This is a genomic window from Amycolatopsis sp. NBC_01488, assembly GCF_036227105.1.
Classification (GTDB): Bacteria; Actinomycetota; Actinomycetes; order Mycobacteriales; family Pseudonocardiaceae; genus Amycolatopsis.
Map to the genome: position 1 here is coordinate 4,613,710 of NZ_CP109434.1, position 12,818 is coordinate 4,626,527.

The following is a 12,818-nucleotide window of genomic DNA, read 5'->3' on the forward strand; positions in this document are numbered from 1 at the left end:
GGTTACCCAGTGCGCTCCAGCAGCGTCCGGACGGCGGTGAGCACGAGCCGGCTGACGTGCTCGGGATCGGCGCTCGCCAGCGGCTCCGTGCCGGTGATCTCGCGGACCAGCCCGATGCCGAGCAGCCAGGCCAGCGCCAGGTCCGCGCGCAGCTCGGCGTCGGGGGCGTCGGTGAGCGTGGCCAGTACCCGCGCGTACTCCTCGCCGACTTCGCGCCGGATCGCGGCGGCCGCGTTGTCGCTGCCCGTCGAACGCAGGTACATCTCGAGCGTCGGGTTGCGACGTCCGGAATCGGCGGGTTCGAGCATGCTCCGCAGCGACGCGCCGAAGAGGTCTTCCGGCGTCGTGGCGGCCAGGTGCTCCCGGCCGCCCCGGGCCATGACCTCTTCGAACAGCGCGTCCTTGCTGCCGAAGTAGCGGAACAGCAGCGCCTGGTTCGCCCCGGCCCGGTCGGCGATGTCGCGCACGGTCGTCCGGTCGAAACCCCGCTCGGCGAAGAGCGTGGCCGCGGCGTCGAGCAGCGCGGCCCTGGTCGCGGCCGCGTCCCGCCTGCGGCTCGGCTGTGCGGTCACCGGTGCAGGTTAACCGGCAAACCGGACGTGCGCGCTCCCTACCCGGTGAGCCGGATCGCGGCGGCCGGGCAGGTCAGCTCCGCCTGCCGGACCGCGTCCTCCTCGCCGTCGGCCGGCTCGTCGGCGAGGAGGACGACGGTGCCGGCGTCCTCGTCCTGGTCGAACGTGCCCGGCGCGAGCAGCACGCACTGTCCGGACGCGACACAGCTTTCGGGGTCCGCGGTGATCTTCATCGGCTCCCCCTTCACCAGGTCACGGGCACGGCGTCGACCCCGCCGGCGACACGGTTGACGCGCACCGGGATCTCGTCGATCCCGGCCGCCAGCCGCAGGCCCGGGAACCGCGAGAACAGCTTGGGGAACACCGTCCGCAGCTCGGTGCGCGCCAGGTTGGCGCCGATGCAGACGTGCGCGCCGGTGCCGAAGGCCAGGTGGACGTTCGGCGTGCGACCCGGGTCGAACTCGTCCGGGTCGGCGAACACCGCCGCGTCGCGGTTGGCCGAATCGCTGGAGATGAGCACGGCGTCGCCGCGCATGATGCGCGTCCCGGCGACCTCGACGTCCTCGTGGGCGTAGCGCAGCAGGCCGGTCCCGCTGGTGGCAGTCAGCCGAAGGATCTCCTCGACCGTCTGGTTCACCTCGCCTTCGGGGTCGGCGGCGAAGCGGTCGCGGCGGGCGGGGTCGCTGAGCAGGAACAGCGTGCCCATCGCGATCCGGGTGGACGTCGTCTCGTGGCCGGCGAACAGCAGGCCGGCGCCCATCCGGGCGAGGTCGTCGTCGGTGAACGTCGGGTCGTCGGCCTGGACCGCGACCATGTCGGAGATGACGTCGGGCTGCGGGTCCACGCGCTTGGCGTCGGCCAGCTTCGTCATGTAGGCCTTGAACTCGGTCATGGCCGCCTGGGCGTCGTCACCGCCGTCCATCCTCGCGATCCGCTCGGACAGCCCGCGGAACTTCTCGCGGTCGGCGTAGGGCACGCCGAGCAGTTCGCAGATCACCAGCACCGGCAACGGGAACGCGAGGAAGTCGGTCAGGTCGACCGGCTTTCCGGGGTCGGCGTCGCGGGCGCCCTGCAGGTCGTCGAGGCAGCGGTCGGTCAGCTCGGCGATCCGGTCGCCGAGGGCGCGCATGCGGGGCGCGGAGAACGCGGGCGCGAGCATCCGGCGCATTCGCTTGTGCTCGCGTTCCTCGGTTTCGAAGTCGCCGCTCGGGCCGTCCTGCACCGCGGCGTGCGAGATGCGCGACGCCTGCTCCGGCGCGGGGTGCGACCGGCCGAAGCGCTTGTCGCGGAAGATCTCCTTGGCCTCTTCGTACGAGGTCACCAGCCACGCCGGGTCGCCGGCCGGGGTGAGCACCCGGCTGATCGGGGCCTGCCGGCGAAGGGCTTCGTAGTCCGGCGCGATCGCGAGCGCGTTCGCCCGCGCGAAGGGGAGGCGCGGCGTCTCTTCGGTGGTGGTCATGCGTCTCTCCTCAGTTCGGTTTCGAGGTCGGCGAGCCAGCGGAGCTCGGCGTCGAACTTCCCGAGCACGTGGTGCAGCGCCGCGCGGCCCCACGGGTCGGCCTGCCCGGCGGCGAGCCCGGTGAGCCGGGCCTGTTCGGCGAGCAGGGCCCGTTTCCGGACCTCGACCACGCGGGCGCGTTCGTCCGTGCTCAGCCGGCCGAAGTTCCCGACCCTGGCCAGGAACTCCGGTTCGTTGAGCGCCAGCTCGGCGGGGAAGTCCGCGAGCAGGTCGTGCAGCAGTTCGCGGCCGACGTCGGTGATCGTGTAGACGTGCCGCGGCGGTTTGGCCTCCTGCTCCTCCGCGCTGCGGCTCACCGCGGCCGAGTCGACGAAGCGCCGCAGGGTCGGGTAAAGCGAGTTGTTCGACAAGGTGTGGCCCGTCGACGCCTCCACGGCCTTGCGGAGTTCGTAGCCGTGCATCGGCTCGCGGGCCAGCTTCGACAGCAAGAGGATCTCGATCCACACCTAGGTCACCGTAACCTAGGAGTCCGTGACTGAGCAATGGCGGACCGTGACAGGTGGAGAGAAACTGTGTAGCTTTGTAAGCAGTTGCTTACAACCGGAGCACGGGGGTTCCGCATGACAGTCACCCATGAGCCGCTTTCGTACCCCTTCAACGAGGAGGCGGGGCTCGACCTCAACGAGGCCTACGCGGCCGCCCGCGAAGCCGAGGGCATGGTCCGGGTCAAGATGACGTACGGGGAGCCGGCGTGGCTGGCCACCCGCTACGCCGACGCCCGGCTGGTGCTCGGCGACCGCCGGTTCTCGCGGGCGATGGAGAAGGAGAAGGACGCGCCGCGCCGCTCACCCGTGCAGCGCGAGGGCGGCATCCTGCAGATGGACCCGCCGGACCACACGCGGCTGCGGACGCTGGTGGCGAAGGCGTTCACGGTGCGCCGCGTCGAGCTGCTCCGCCCGCGCGTCGCCTCGCTGGCGGCCGGGCTGATCGCGGACATGAAGGCCGCCGGCCCGCCCGCCGACCTCGTCGACCGGTACGCGCTGCCGATCCCGGTCGCGGTGATCTGCGAGCTGCTCGGCGTCCCGGTCGCCGACCGGCCGAAGTTCCGCGTCTGGAGCGACGCCGCGCTGTCCACCAGCGGGCTGACGCCCGAGGAGTTCGAGCGCAACCGCGAAGAGCTGCGCGACTACATGCGCGGGCTGATCGCCGAGCACCGGTCGGCACCGCAGGACGACCTGATGACGGCGCTGATCGAGGCGCGCGACACCCGCGACCGGCTGACCGAGCTGGAGCTGGTCGACCTGTGCGTCGGCATCCTCGTCGCCGGCCACGAGACCACCGCGAGCCAGATCCCCAACTTCGTCTACGCGCTGCTCGACCAGCTCGGGCAGTGGGAGCGGCTGGTCGCCGACCCGGACCTGATCCCGGCCGCCGTCGAAGAGCTGCTTCGGTTCGTGCCGCTGGGCGCGGGAGCCAGCTTCGCGCGCTTCGCGACCGAAGACGTCGAGGTCGGCGGCGTGCTCGTGAAGGCGGGGGAGCCGGTGCTGGTGGCGGTCGGCGCGGCCAACCGCGACCGGCTGCAGTTCGACGACGCGGACCAGCTGCGCTTCGACCGCGGCGACCAGCACCACCTCGGCTTCGGCCACGGCGTCCACCACTGCCTGGGCGCGCCGCTGGCCCGGCTCGAGCTGCAGGAGGCGCTGCGCGCTCTGGTCACCGAGCTGCCGGGGCTGCACCTGGCCGGCGATATCGTGTGGAAGACGCAGATGCTCGTCCGCGGACCGCGGTCGATGCCGATCGGATGGTGACATGAGCTGGCACGTGGAAGTCGACGAACACACCTGCATCGGGTCGGGGATGTGTGCCGCCCTGCTGCCGGAGGTGTTCGTCCTCGACGGCGCGGTGGCGCAGACGGCGGTTTCCGACGTGGACGCCGACGAGACGGTGCTGGACGCGGCGGACTCGTGCCCGGCGATGGCGATCACGGTGACCGACGGCGGCCGCGAGATCGGGCCGCGTCCCTAGGGCTCGAAGCGGCCGTGCTCGGTGACCACGGCCGTGACGAGTTCGTGGGGGGGGGGGGGGGGCACGTCGAACGCGGGGTTGAAGACTTGCGTTTCGCTTGGCGTGATCGGCGTGCCGGCGTAGTGGGTGAGCTCGCGGGCGTCGCGCTCCTCGATGGCGATCCCCGCGCCGTCCGCGAGCGTGGTGTCCACAGTGGACGACGGAGCGACGACGACGAACGGCACGCCGTGGTGCTTCGCGGCGATGGCTAGGCCGTAGGTGCCGATCTTGTTGGCGACGTCGCCGTTCGCGGCGATCCGGTCGACCCCGACGAGCACGCAGTCGACCAGGCCGCGCGCCATCGCCGCGGCGGCGGCTCCGTCGGGCTGGACGCGGTAGGGGACTTTCGCCTGCGCGAGCTCCCACGCCGTCAGCCGGGCACCTTGGAGGAGCGGGCGGGTCTCGTCGACGAGGACCTCTTCGACGAGCCCGCGCTCGTGCAGGTGCCAGACGACGCCGAGGGCGCTGCCCCACCCGACGGTGGCGAGCCGTCCGGCGTTGCAGTGACTCAGCAGCCGCAGCGGCCGGCGCGGGCATTCCTCGAGCACGATCTCGGCAGCGTGCTTCGACGCGGTCTTGTTGAGTTCTTCGTCTTCGGTGAGGAGGGCCAGGGCCTCGGCGAGGACGGCCGCCGGGCCTTGGCCGAGCTTGCGGAGCGCCCGTTCGACACCCCAGGCGAGGTTCACGGCGGTGGGCCGCGCGGTGGCGATCAGGGCGGCTTCGGCCCGGACGTCCTCGCTGGTGTGGGCCGCGAGGGCGACCCCGAGCGCCCCGGCGGCCCCGAGCGCGGGCGCCCCGCGCACGGCGAGCCGCTTGACGGCGTCGATCAGCTCGCCGACGGTCCGCAGGTGCAGCAGCCGGTACTCGCCGGGCAGCGCGGTCTGGTCGATGATGACGATGGCGCCGTCGGCCCAGTCGATGGTCCTGCGCATGGGCCCTCCTCGGGTTTTCCGGTTGCGTACCCGGTGATGATGCGGTGGTGACCATTGAACGGCAGAACCCGCCGGGGCTGCACACGCCGCCGGGCTACCACCACGTGACAGTCACCGGCTCGCGCCGGACGGTGTACCTGGCCGGCCAGTGCCCGCTGGCGGCGGACGGCTCGGTGGTCGAGGGCCTGCTTCCCCAGGTCGACCAGGTGGTGGCCAACACATCGACGGCGCTGAATTCCGCGGGCGCGTCCCCGGCGCACGTGGTCCGGACGGTGATCTACGTGGTGGCAACGGACCGCCCGGTGCTGTCGGCGGTGTGGGACCGCTTCACGAAGTCGGAGATCGGAGCGGCGTTCACCTCGGCGAGCACGCTGGTGGGGGTGGCTCAGCTGGGCTACCCGGGCCAGCTGGTGGAGCTGGACGTGACGGCGGCGCTGGACTGACGAGGCCGGGCGGAACTCGTTGGCGCCGATCCCCGGCCGGGCAGAACCCGCTACAGCCCGGCCAGCAAGTCCGTCTCCGTGATCCCCGGCCCCTGCCCGGCTCGAATGAACCACTCCGTCCCGAACGCGAACGTGAACGCGTCGTCCGGCATCGCCAGCATGAACATGTCCTCGCTGATCTGGCTCGGGTGGGCCCGCATCGCCGCGCGCTTCAGCCCCACGTACTTCGACACGTCGACCGCCGCCGTGATCTCGGCTTCCGGTTTGCCGAACTCCACGTTCTCCGGTGGCTTCGGGGCCGCCTCCGGGGGCATCAGCCCCTGCTCCACCGCCGATTCGAAGCCGCGCTGCATGAACTCGCGGTTGAACGTCGCCTGGAACACGCGGGCCGTGCCCGCCAGCTCTGCCGCGCGGACGCCCACGCGGTGGACCTGGATGTGGTCCGGGTGGCCGTAGTCGCCGTTGTCGTCGTACACCGTCAGCACGTCGGCCGATTCCTCGCGCAGGATCGCTGCCAGCTGCTCGGCCGCCTTTTCGACGTCCGCCTGCCAGAAGCACGCCGGGTCGTCGTTCGTCGATTCGCCCATCATCCCGGAGTCGCGGTAGCCGAGGAACTCGACGCGTTCGACGCCCAGGATCTCCGCGGCCGCGTGCGACTCGCGCACGCGCCGCTCCCACAGTTGTTCGCCCTCGGCGAGAAAGCCCTCGGGGACTTCGCCGACCTCGCCCCGGGTGGCGACGACGAGCACGACGCGGTGCCCCTCGGCGACGGCCTTGGCCATCACCCCGGCGGTGCGCAGGCATTCGTCGTCCGGGTGGGCGTGGAAGGTGACCAGTGTTGCCATGCCCGCGACGCTACCGAAACCCACCGACAAAAACCGCCCGCCAAGGTGCGCACCTGCCCGTTAGGGTCCGCGGTCGTGGCCGACGACGAAAAGAACACGCTGCTGACGTTCCTCCGAGCCCAGCGCGGCAGCGTCCTGGCGATCCTCGACGGACTCGGCGAGGACGCACTGACGACGCCGGTCCTGCCGACCGGCTGGACCCCGCTCGGCATGGTCGAGCACCTCGGGTACGCCGAGCGGCACTGGTTCCAGGAGATCGTCACCGGAACCGCGGACCCGCTCGCGTGGCCGGACGACCACCGTCCGCTGGAGACGCCCCGATCCCCGGACGTCGTCTTCGCGTTCTACCGGGAACAGTGCCGCCGGTCCGACGAGATCTTCGCCGCGACGCCGCTGTCCGCGGTGCCGAAGCGGCGCCACCCGACGCCGCTCGCGGACGAGACCGCCGACCTGCGCGGGGTCGTCCTGCACATGATCGAGGAGACGGCCCGGCACGCCGGCCACCTGGACGTCGTCCGCGAGCTGATCGACGGCCGCACCGGGCTCGGGCCACGCTAGGCACCACCGGAGCGCACTCGCTCCGGCCGCGCTACGCCTGTTCCTTCGCGCACCACCAGGTCGACCGGCCGCCGACCGTGCCGTGCGCCATCTCCGCGCCGCAGCGGGGGCAGTGGTCGCCCGTGCGGCGGTGGCCGATGATCTCGCCCGTGTGGACGCCGCCGTGCTTGATCGCCGCGCGCAGCGCCTTCCGGAGTGCCTTGTGGAGGTTCGTGAGGTCGTCGTCGGCCAGCTCGTTCACCGGCCGGGACGGGCTCACCGCCGCCTGCCACAGGGTTTCGTCGGCCAGCAGGTTCCCGATCCCGGCCAGCACGGACTGGTCCAGCAGCCGCGCCTTCACCGGCGCCCGCCCCCGGCCGACGCGCGCGCGGAAGTCCGCCCTCGACACCTCGCCGGCGTCCGGGCCGAGCGCGTCGAGGTCGGGGTCGAGCCGCACCCGGCTGAGCCGGCGGGTGTCGAACAGCCGCAGCTGTTCGCCGTCGGCGAAAGTGAGCCCGAACCGGAACCACTCGGGCTTCTCTTCGCGGCCGCGGAAGCGTTTCGGCCCGGGCGGTCCGCTTCGGCCGCCGAACCGCAGTTGCCCGGCCATCCCGAGGTGCAGGCCGAGGTTCGGGCCGGGCCGGCCGTCGCCGCCTTCGGTTTCGCACCAGAGCGTCTTGCCCCGCCGGTGCGCCTCGGTGAGCCGCCCGCCCCGCAACGCGGCGGCCAGGTCGCCGGGCGCGTGCGGACGGCAGACCCAGTCGTCGTGGTCGTCGACGTCCCGGATCTCGCGCCCGATGGCGTCGGCGAGGACCTGGCGGGCGAGCTCCACTTCGGGCAGTTCCGGCACGTCGTCCAGTCTGCCGACTCCGGCGGCGGCGCGCCGATCAGGTCATTCCGGCCGCATCCACTCGTAGAGCCGGTGCCCGGGGTCGGTCAGGTCCGGCGGCGCCACCACGCGATCGATGACGAACGCCCGCGCGACGAACCCGAAGTGCAGGTTCGCGCCGACCTGGTGCCGCAGGTACGCCTGGTTCCGCGGCCCGAGCACCGGGTCGGTCAGGCAGCGGACCGCGGCCAGGGTGCCGCGGGCGTACATGCCCGCGCAGATCGTGATGGTGCGCCGCCGGTCGAGCGGGTTGACGCCGCGGAAGAACAGGATGACGTCCTCGTGGGGGATGCGCGCGCCGTATTCGTCGCCGAGGACGGGGCTGAACCGCTGCGTCCCGTCCCCGTTGGCGACTTCCAGGCCGAGCCAGTCGGTTTCCGGGAGGCGCGGCGACATCTTCACGGGCAGGCGCAGGGTGGAGAACATGTCGCGGGTCAGCAAGTTGAAGTCCGAGCCGCCGATCATCACCAGGTGACTGGAGTAGTCCGCGGGCTGCAGATCGCTCGTCGTCGCGAACTTCACGTCGTGCAGCGGGTTCAGGGCACGAATGTGGCCGTACAGGTGGACCAGCGCGTCCAGGTCGGCGTAGGTGAGCAGATCGACGTGGTCGGGATCCCGTGGATCGGTCGCCGAGAAATTGCTGACCATCGATTCCGGGATCCGCCCGCAGGTGATCATCACCGGTTCGCCCGGTGGGAAACGCCAGAAATCGGGTGCCGGTTCACCGTCGGCGTCCGGCTCGCCGGCGACGGCCTTTTCCCAGGCGTTCGTCCACGCCGCCCGGTCGTCTTCCGGAATTCCGAACGCGGTCAGCAGGGCCAGGAACAGATCCCGTCGGGGCCCGCGCCGCCCGGCGAGGACCCCGGCCACGGTCGAGCGGGGCAGCACTTGCCCCCGTTTTTCGCCGAGCCGCTCGATGTCGCGCAGTGACGGATTCCCGGCGCGCACCCGGCATTGCCGGAGCAACGCGGCCAGCTGGGTGAGCGTCGTGACCCCGGACGGGTCGAGTTCACCGGGTGGGCCGGGTCGGGAAAGCGGCATGGTGACATCGTGTCCCAAACCGGCTGGTTTTGTCCCGCTTCGTCTCATCCCTTCGCGTTCGTCTTCGTGTGTCCGCGAACGTGTGCGGAAACTGCGCGCGACTGTTCAATCGTCTCAGGGACATCGGCTCTGCCGAGGGGATGGACATGCTTCACGAAGGTCAGCTCGTCTACGGATTCGTCGTCGCGGTGGACGTCGAAGGGTTCTCGCGCAGGGGAATCCTCGACCAGACCGCGGTCTTGTTCCGGCTGAAGGAGGTGCTCGACCGGGCCGCCGAACGGGCCGGGCTCGTGCGCGCCGAATGGCTCCGGCAACCGCGGGGGGACGGTGAGCTGGCGGTGCTGCCCGCCGATTCCGACGGTTCCCGGGTCGTCGCGGACTTCGCCCACGAGGTCGTGGAAGAACTGCGGCGGGGCAGCCACCCGCGGCTGCGGCTGCGGATTTCGATGCACCACGGAGCCCTGACCGCGGGGGTGTTCGGGCCCATCGGGGACGCCCTCGTCGTCGCCTGCCGGTTGCTCGACGCGGAATTCGCGCGCGAAACGCTGGCCCGGCACACCGGCGAAGACGTCGTGCTCGTCGTCTCGCAGCGCCTGTACGAAGACGTCGTCGCCACGCGGTTCCGCGGTCTGCGCCCCGAACGGTTCCGGCTGGTGACCGAACGGGTCAAAGGCCGGACGTACCGCGGGTATCTCTGCGTGGGCAGCCCCAAGTCCGCGGCGCCGGGCGACGCGGTCCCGGCCGGCCACGGCGCGGTGCTCGAGCTGCCGCGCGGGTGACCACCGGAAAGTGCGTCAGGGACGGCGGTCGCGGCGGACCAGCGCCAGCGCCGGGACGATCACCACGGCCGCGAGGACGAACGTCACCGGGTAGCCCACCGAGCCGACGACCAGCCCGGCGCCGAGCGCGCCCGCCGCCATGCCGAGGTCGTACGCGGCGTTCCAGATCGCGCTCACCGCGCTCTCGCCGCCGGCCGGGACGCGGGCGTACATCAGCGTCAGCGTCGCGTTCTGCAGCGCGCCGAACCCGGCGCCCAGCACGAGCGCCCCGCCGATCACCAGGACCGGCGTGCCGGTGGCCGCAATCGCCGCCATTCCGACGGCGGAGAGGACGACGCCCGGCAGCAGCAGGAGACCCGGGCCGTGGCGGTCGCCGAGCCGGCCGGCGACCCAGCGGGCGGCGGTGGCCGCCGCGGGCTGGGCGAGCAACGCGCTCGCGGCGACCCACGCGGGCCGGCCCGAAGCGGCGAGCGGCAGGAACGTGACCAGGACGCCGACCGCGGCGGCCGACACCGCGAAGATCGTCGCCGGGCGGGTCAGCGCGGGGTTGCGCAGGCCCGCGAGGACGCCGCCGTCTTCCTGCGGTGTCGCGGCGTGGCGCGGCAGGCCGGGCACCGACAGCAGCGCGAGCAGGGTGGCCACCGTCGTCACCACGAACACCGGGGTGAAGCCCCAGTGCGCCGCGGCCCACACCCCGGCCGGCAGGGCCAGCAGGCCCGGGATCCCGCCGACGATCCCGACGAGCGCGAGCCCTTCGCCGCGCCGGTCGGCCGGGATCAGCAGCGCGGTGACGGCACCGCCGGCGACGACGGCGATCGCGAACCCGATCCCGCGCACCACGCTCACCCCGACGATCACCCGCACGTCGGAGCCGGCCGTCAGCAGCAGCGTCGGCGCGCCGAGCAGGACCAGCCCGCCGGCCAGCGCCCACCGGTAGCCGACCCGGGCGACCAGCCGCGGCGTCACCAGCTCGGCCGCCACGGTGGCGAGCAGCAGCGCGACCGTCGCCAGTCCGGCGCCGCTGTCGGAGCCGGTCTGCTTCGCGAACAGCGGCACGACCGAAAGCGGCAGGTAGAAGCCGATCGACGAGCCGAAGATCGAGACGAAGCGCACGAGCAGGGCGCGGGACACCAGCTTCGGCCGGATTCGCAGGTCAGCGGTCATGACCAGAACGGTAGAAGCGAACTGGGTCACCGGTAAGGTCCAGTTCCATGGCTGTGGAGTGGGCCGGTTCGGGCCCGGAGCTACTGGTCACGATCGACCGCGAGAGCGGCGCGGGCCTCCGTTCGCAGCTGGAAGACCAGCTGCGCGACGCGATCCGCGCCGGCCGCCTGGCCGGCGGCGAGCGATTGCCGTCGTCGCGCGAGCTGGGCCGCGCCCTCGGGCTTTCGCGGGGCCTCGTGCAGGACTGCTACGCCCAGCTGCAGGCCGAGGGCTACCTGACCAGCCGGCCGGGATCGGCGACGCGGGTGGCGCCGGTCGCCCGGACGGCCGCGCCACCCCGGCCGAGCGCTGCGGAGCGGCCACGGCACGCCGTCGCCGACTTCCGCCACGGCGTCCCCGACCTGCGCCTCGCGCCGCGCGAGGACTGGGCGTGGGCCGTGCGCGAGGTCTGCCGCACCGCGCCGAACAGCGCGTTCGACTACGGCGACCCGATCGGCGACCGGCGGCTGCGGGAGGTGCTCGCGGCGTACCTGCGCCGGGTGCGGGCGGTCGCGGCGACGGCGGACCAGGTCGTCGTCTGCGGCGGCATGGCCCAGGCGCTCGTGCTGGTGCTGCGCGCGCTCGCCGCCGACGGCGTCGGCACCATCGCCGTCGAGGATCCCGGCGCCGTCCGGACGACGACCGAACAGGCCGAGGCCGCCGGCCTGGCCGCCGTGCCCGTCCCGGTCGACGAGGACGGCGTCGACGTCGCCGCGCTCGAACGCAGCGGTGCGCGGGCGGTGCTCGTGACCCCGGCCCACCAGTGGCCCACCGGCGTGGTGCTCGCCGGGCACCGCCGCCGGGAGCTGCTCGCATGGGCGCGGCGGCACGACGGCGTCGTCATCGAAGACGACTACGACGCGGAATTCCGCTACGACCGCGACCCGGTCGGCTCGCTGCAGGGCCTCGACCCCGACCGCGTCGTCTCGCTGGGGACGGTCAGCAAGTCGCTGGCGCCGGCGTTGCGCCTGGGCTGGCTGGTCGCGCCCGCGCGGCTGCTGGCCAAACTGGCGCACGGCAAGCAGGTCACCGACCGCGGGAGCCCGGCCCTCGACCAGCTGGCGCTCGCCCTCCTCATCGAGTCCGGGCGCTACGACCGGCACCTGCGCCGCGCCCGCGCGGAGTACGCGGCCCGGCGCGAGACGCTCGTCGCGGCGCTGGCCACCCACGCACCCGGCCTCCGCGTCACCGGGCTCGCGGCCGGGTTCCACGCGATCCTGCACCTGCCGCCGGGCGCCGACGAGGAGCGGGTGATCACGCGGGCGGCCGAGCGTGGCGTCGGGCTCTACGGCCTGGCGCCGATGCAGAGCACGCCGTCGGCGCCGCGGCTCGTCCTGGGATTCGGCGACACGCCGCCACGCTCGATCGAAGCGGGGATCGCCGCCATCGCGGACCTCTTGTCAGGCGTCGAGTGACTGCGTCGTGGCGACTTCCCAGGCGAACCCGTCCGGGTCGGTGAACGGCTCGGCGGCATTGACGGCGATCCGGTGCGCGCCACTGCCTTCGGGAGCGACACCGGCGTCCTTGGCGAGCGCCTTGCGCCGGTAGAGCGCAAGCTTGACGGGGTTCGAGCCGGCGTCGAACTCGACGTACATGCGGCCGAACGCCTTGCCGACGCTGAAGCCGTGCTCGGTGTAGAACTTCTTGCTGGCGGCGACGTCCTGGACGCCGAGCAGCAGCACGACGGCGTCGAAGGCGCGGGTGGCCGGGCCGGTGTTCTTCTTGGCGGAGGTGGCGACCTTCCAGATGGCACCGTCGGGTGCCCGGACGGTACCGCCGTAGCCCCACAGGGACTTGGCGGCCGGCTTGATCGTGGTGGCCCCGGCTTCGACGGCGGTCCCGAGCAGCGAGTCGACGTCGGCGGGCTGGGCCACGGTGAGGGAGAGGGTGTAGCCGCGGAACCCACCGGAGGGCTGCGGGTTCTCACGGAAGCGAAGCTGAGTGCTGAGCCCGAAGGCGGCGGAGTAGAAGCGCTGGGCGGCGGCGGTGTCGGCCACCTCGAGGGTGATGGAGTCGATGTTCGTCATGCCGGTAACGCTAGGTCCGGCGTGGTG

At 72.6% G+C, this 12,818-nt stretch carries 16 protein-coding genes; 6 read left to right on the top strand and 10 right to left on the bottom strand.

Features of this window, described 5'->3' with window-relative positions; all coding sequences use genetic code 11:
* Nucleotides 1-2: 2 nt before the first annotated feature.
* Genes OG738_RS22380 through OG738_RS22395 form a run of 4 tightly spaced genes read right to left on the bottom strand, consistent with a single transcriptional unit; the run spans nucleotide 3 to nucleotide 2,537 of the window.
* Complete coding sequence (locus OG738_RS22380; protein WP_329056335.1) at nucleotides 3-572, bottom strand: TetR/AcrR family transcriptional regulator; 570 nt, start codon at nucleotides 570-572, stop codon at nucleotides 3-5.
* A 38-nt stretch (nucleotides 573-610) separates the two neighbouring features.
* A complete protein-coding gene (locus OG738_RS22385; protein ID WP_329056336.1) occupies nucleotides 611-805 on the bottom strand; it encodes a ferredoxin in 195 nt (64 codons plus the stop codon).
* Between the two features lie 11 nt (nucleotides 806-816).
* Nucleotides 817-2,031, bottom strand: a complete 1,215-nt coding sequence (locus OG738_RS22390) for a cytochrome P450 (protein WP_329056338.1) — start codon at nucleotides 2,029-2,031, stop codon at nucleotides 817-819.
* Nucleotides 2,028-2,537: a PadR family transcriptional regulator gene (locus OG738_RS22395; protein ID WP_329056339.1), complete on the bottom strand. Its 510-nt coding sequence runs from the start codon at nucleotides 2,535-2,537 to the stop codon at nucleotides 2,028-2,030. The genes OG738_RS22390 and OG738_RS22395 overlap by 4 nt, the downstream gene beginning before the upstream one ends.
* 114 nt (nucleotides 2,538-2,651) lie before the next feature.
* Between OG738_RS22395 and OG738_RS22400 the strand changes: the two genes are divergently transcribed.
* Together OG738_RS22400 and OG738_RS22405 are read left to right on the top strand one after the other, a co-directional pair.
* The gene (locus OG738_RS22400) at nucleotides 2,652-3,839 is read left to right on the top strand and encodes a cytochrome P450 (RefSeq protein ID WP_329056340.1); all 1,188 of its coding nucleotides are present in this window, start codon (nucleotides 2,652-2,654) and stop codon (nucleotides 3,837-3,839) included.
* Between the two features lies 1 nt (nucleotide 3,840).
* On the top strand, nucleotides 3,841-4,056 hold the full coding sequence (locus OG738_RS22405) for a ferredoxin (protein WP_329056341.1): 216 nt from the start codon (nucleotides 3,841-3,843) through the stop codon (nucleotides 4,054-4,056).
* On the opposite strand, the gene mtnA is transcribed toward OG738_RS22405, so the two are convergent.
* Nucleotides 4,053-5,027 (bottom strand): S-methyl-5-thioribose-1-phosphate isomerase, encoded by a 975-nt coding sequence (gene mtnA / locus OG738_RS22410; RefSeq protein WP_329056342.1) that lies wholly within the window; start codon nucleotides 5,025-5,027, stop codon nucleotides 4,053-4,055. The genes OG738_RS22405 and mtnA overlap by 4 nt on opposite strands.
* A 47-nt stretch (nucleotides 5,028-5,074) precedes the next feature.
* Here mtnA and OG738_RS22415 point away from each other — a divergent pair, with 47 nt between their 5' ends.
* Entirely contained in the window at nucleotides 5,075-5,470 is a 396-nt protein-coding gene (locus OG738_RS22415; RefSeq protein WP_329056343.1) for a RidA family protein, read from the top strand.
* Between the two features lie 50 nt (nucleotides 5,471-5,520).
* Here OG738_RS22415 and OG738_RS22420 read toward each other — a convergent pair whose 3' ends face one another.
* Nucleotides 5,521-6,315: a PIG-L family deacetylase gene (locus OG738_RS22420; RefSeq protein WP_329056344.1), complete on the bottom strand. Its 795-nt coding sequence runs from the start codon at nucleotides 6,313-6,315 to the stop codon at nucleotides 5,521-5,523.
* A 75-nt stretch (nucleotides 6,316-6,390) separates the two neighbouring features.
* On the opposite strand from OG738_RS22420, the gene OG738_RS22425 reads away from it, so the two are divergent.
* Nucleotides 6,391-6,873, top strand: coding sequence for a DinB family protein (locus OG738_RS22425; protein WP_329056345.1), 483 nt, complete (start codon nucleotides 6,391-6,393; stop codon nucleotides 6,871-6,873).
* A gap of 31 nt (nucleotides 6,874-6,904) precedes the next feature.
* Here the strand turns inward: OG738_RS22425 and OG738_RS22430 are convergent, their stop codons facing one another.
* Together OG738_RS22430 and OG738_RS22435 are read right to left on the bottom strand one after the other, a co-directional pair.
* Nucleotides 6,905-7,702: an Fpg/Nei family DNA glycosylase gene (locus tag OG738_RS22430; protein ID WP_329056346.1), complete on the bottom strand. Its 798-nt coding sequence runs from the start codon at nucleotides 7,700-7,702 to the stop codon at nucleotides 6,905-6,907.
* 42 nt (nucleotides 7,703-7,744) lie between these two features.
* Nucleotides 7,745-8,782, bottom strand: coding sequence for a helix-turn-helix domain-containing protein (locus OG738_RS22435; protein ID WP_329056348.1), 1,038 nt, complete (start codon nucleotides 8,780-8,782; stop codon nucleotides 7,745-7,747).
* 146 nt (nucleotides 8,783-8,928) lie between these two features.
* Between OG738_RS22435 and OG738_RS22440 the strand changes: the two genes are divergently transcribed.
* Nucleotides 8,929-9,561, top strand: coding sequence for a hypothetical protein (locus OG738_RS22440; protein WP_329056349.1), 633 nt, complete (start codon nucleotides 8,929-8,931; stop codon nucleotides 9,559-9,561).
* Between the two features lie 15 nt (nucleotides 9,562-9,576).
* On the opposite strand, the gene OG738_RS22445 is transcribed toward OG738_RS22440, so the two are convergent.
* Nucleotides 9,577-10,725 carry an MFS transporter gene (locus OG738_RS22445; RefSeq protein ID WP_329056350.1) on the bottom strand — a complete coding sequence of 383 codons (1,149 nt, stop codon included), beginning with the start codon at nucleotides 10,723-10,725 and terminating at the stop codon, nucleotides 9,577-9,579.
* A gap of 47 nt (nucleotides 10,726-10,772) precedes the next feature.
* Between OG738_RS22445 and pdxR the strand changes: the two genes are divergently transcribed.
* Complete coding sequence (gene pdxR, locus OG738_RS22450) at nucleotides 10,773-12,179, top strand: MocR-like pyridoxine biosynthesis transcription factor PdxR (protein ID WP_329056351.1); 1,407 nt, start codon at nucleotides 10,773-10,775, stop codon at nucleotides 12,177-12,179.
* Here the strand turns inward: pdxR and OG738_RS22455 are convergent.
* Nucleotides 12,165-12,791: a glyoxalase gene (locus OG738_RS22455; RefSeq protein WP_329056353.1), complete on the bottom strand. Its 627-nt coding sequence runs from the start codon at nucleotides 12,789-12,791 to the stop codon at nucleotides 12,165-12,167. The two genes, pdxR and OG738_RS22455, sit on opposite strands and share 15 nt — an antisense overlap.
* Nucleotides 12,792-12,818: the final 27 nt, after the last annotated feature.

What these genes read in the sequence shown, in the direction of transcription:
- OG738_RS22385 (WP_329056336.1), bottom strand. Translation starts at nt 805, where the DNA reads ATGAAGATCACCGCGGACCCCGAAAGCTGTGTCGCGTCCGGACAGTGC.
- OG738_RS22390 (WP_329056338.1), bottom strand. Translation starts at nt 2,031, where the DNA reads ATGACCACCACCGAAGAGACGCCGCGCCTCCCCTTCGCGCGGGCGAAC.
- OG738_RS22400 (WP_329056340.1), top strand. Translation starts at nt 2,652, where the DNA reads ATGACAGTCACCCATGAGCCGCTTTCGTACCCCTTCAACGAGGAGGCG.
- OG738_RS22405 (WP_329056341.1), top strand. Translation starts at nt 3,841, where the DNA reads ATGAGCTGGCACGTGGAAGTCGACGAACACACCTGCATCGGGTCGGGG.
- mtnA (WP_329056342.1), bottom strand. Translation starts at nt 5,027, where the DNA reads ATGCGCAGGACCATCGACTGGGCCGACGGCGCCATCGTCATCATCGAC.
- OG738_RS22420 (WP_329056344.1), bottom strand. Translation starts at nt 6,315, where the DNA reads ATGGCAACACTGGTCACCTTCCACGCCCACCCGGACGACGAATGCCTG.
- OG738_RS22435 (WP_329056348.1), bottom strand. Translation starts at nt 8,782, where the DNA reads ATGCCGCTTTCCCGACCCGGCCCACCCGGTGAACTCGACCCGTCCGGG.
- OG738_RS22440 (WP_329056349.1), top strand. Translation starts at nt 8,929, where the DNA reads ATGCTTCACGAAGGTCAGCTCGTCTACGGATTCGTCGTCGCGGTGGAC.
- OG738_RS22445 (WP_329056350.1), bottom strand. Translation starts at nt 10,725, where the DNA reads ATGACCGCTGACCTGCGAATCCGGCCGAAGCTGGTGTCCCGCGCCCTG.
- pdxR (WP_329056351.1), top strand. Translation starts at nt 10,773, where the DNA reads ATGGCTGTGGAGTGGGCCGGTTCGGGCCCGGAGCTACTGGTCACGATC.
- OG738_RS22455 (WP_329056353.1), bottom strand. Translation starts at nt 12,791, where the DNA reads ATGACGAACATCGACTCCATCACCCTCGAGGTGGCCGACACCGCCGCC.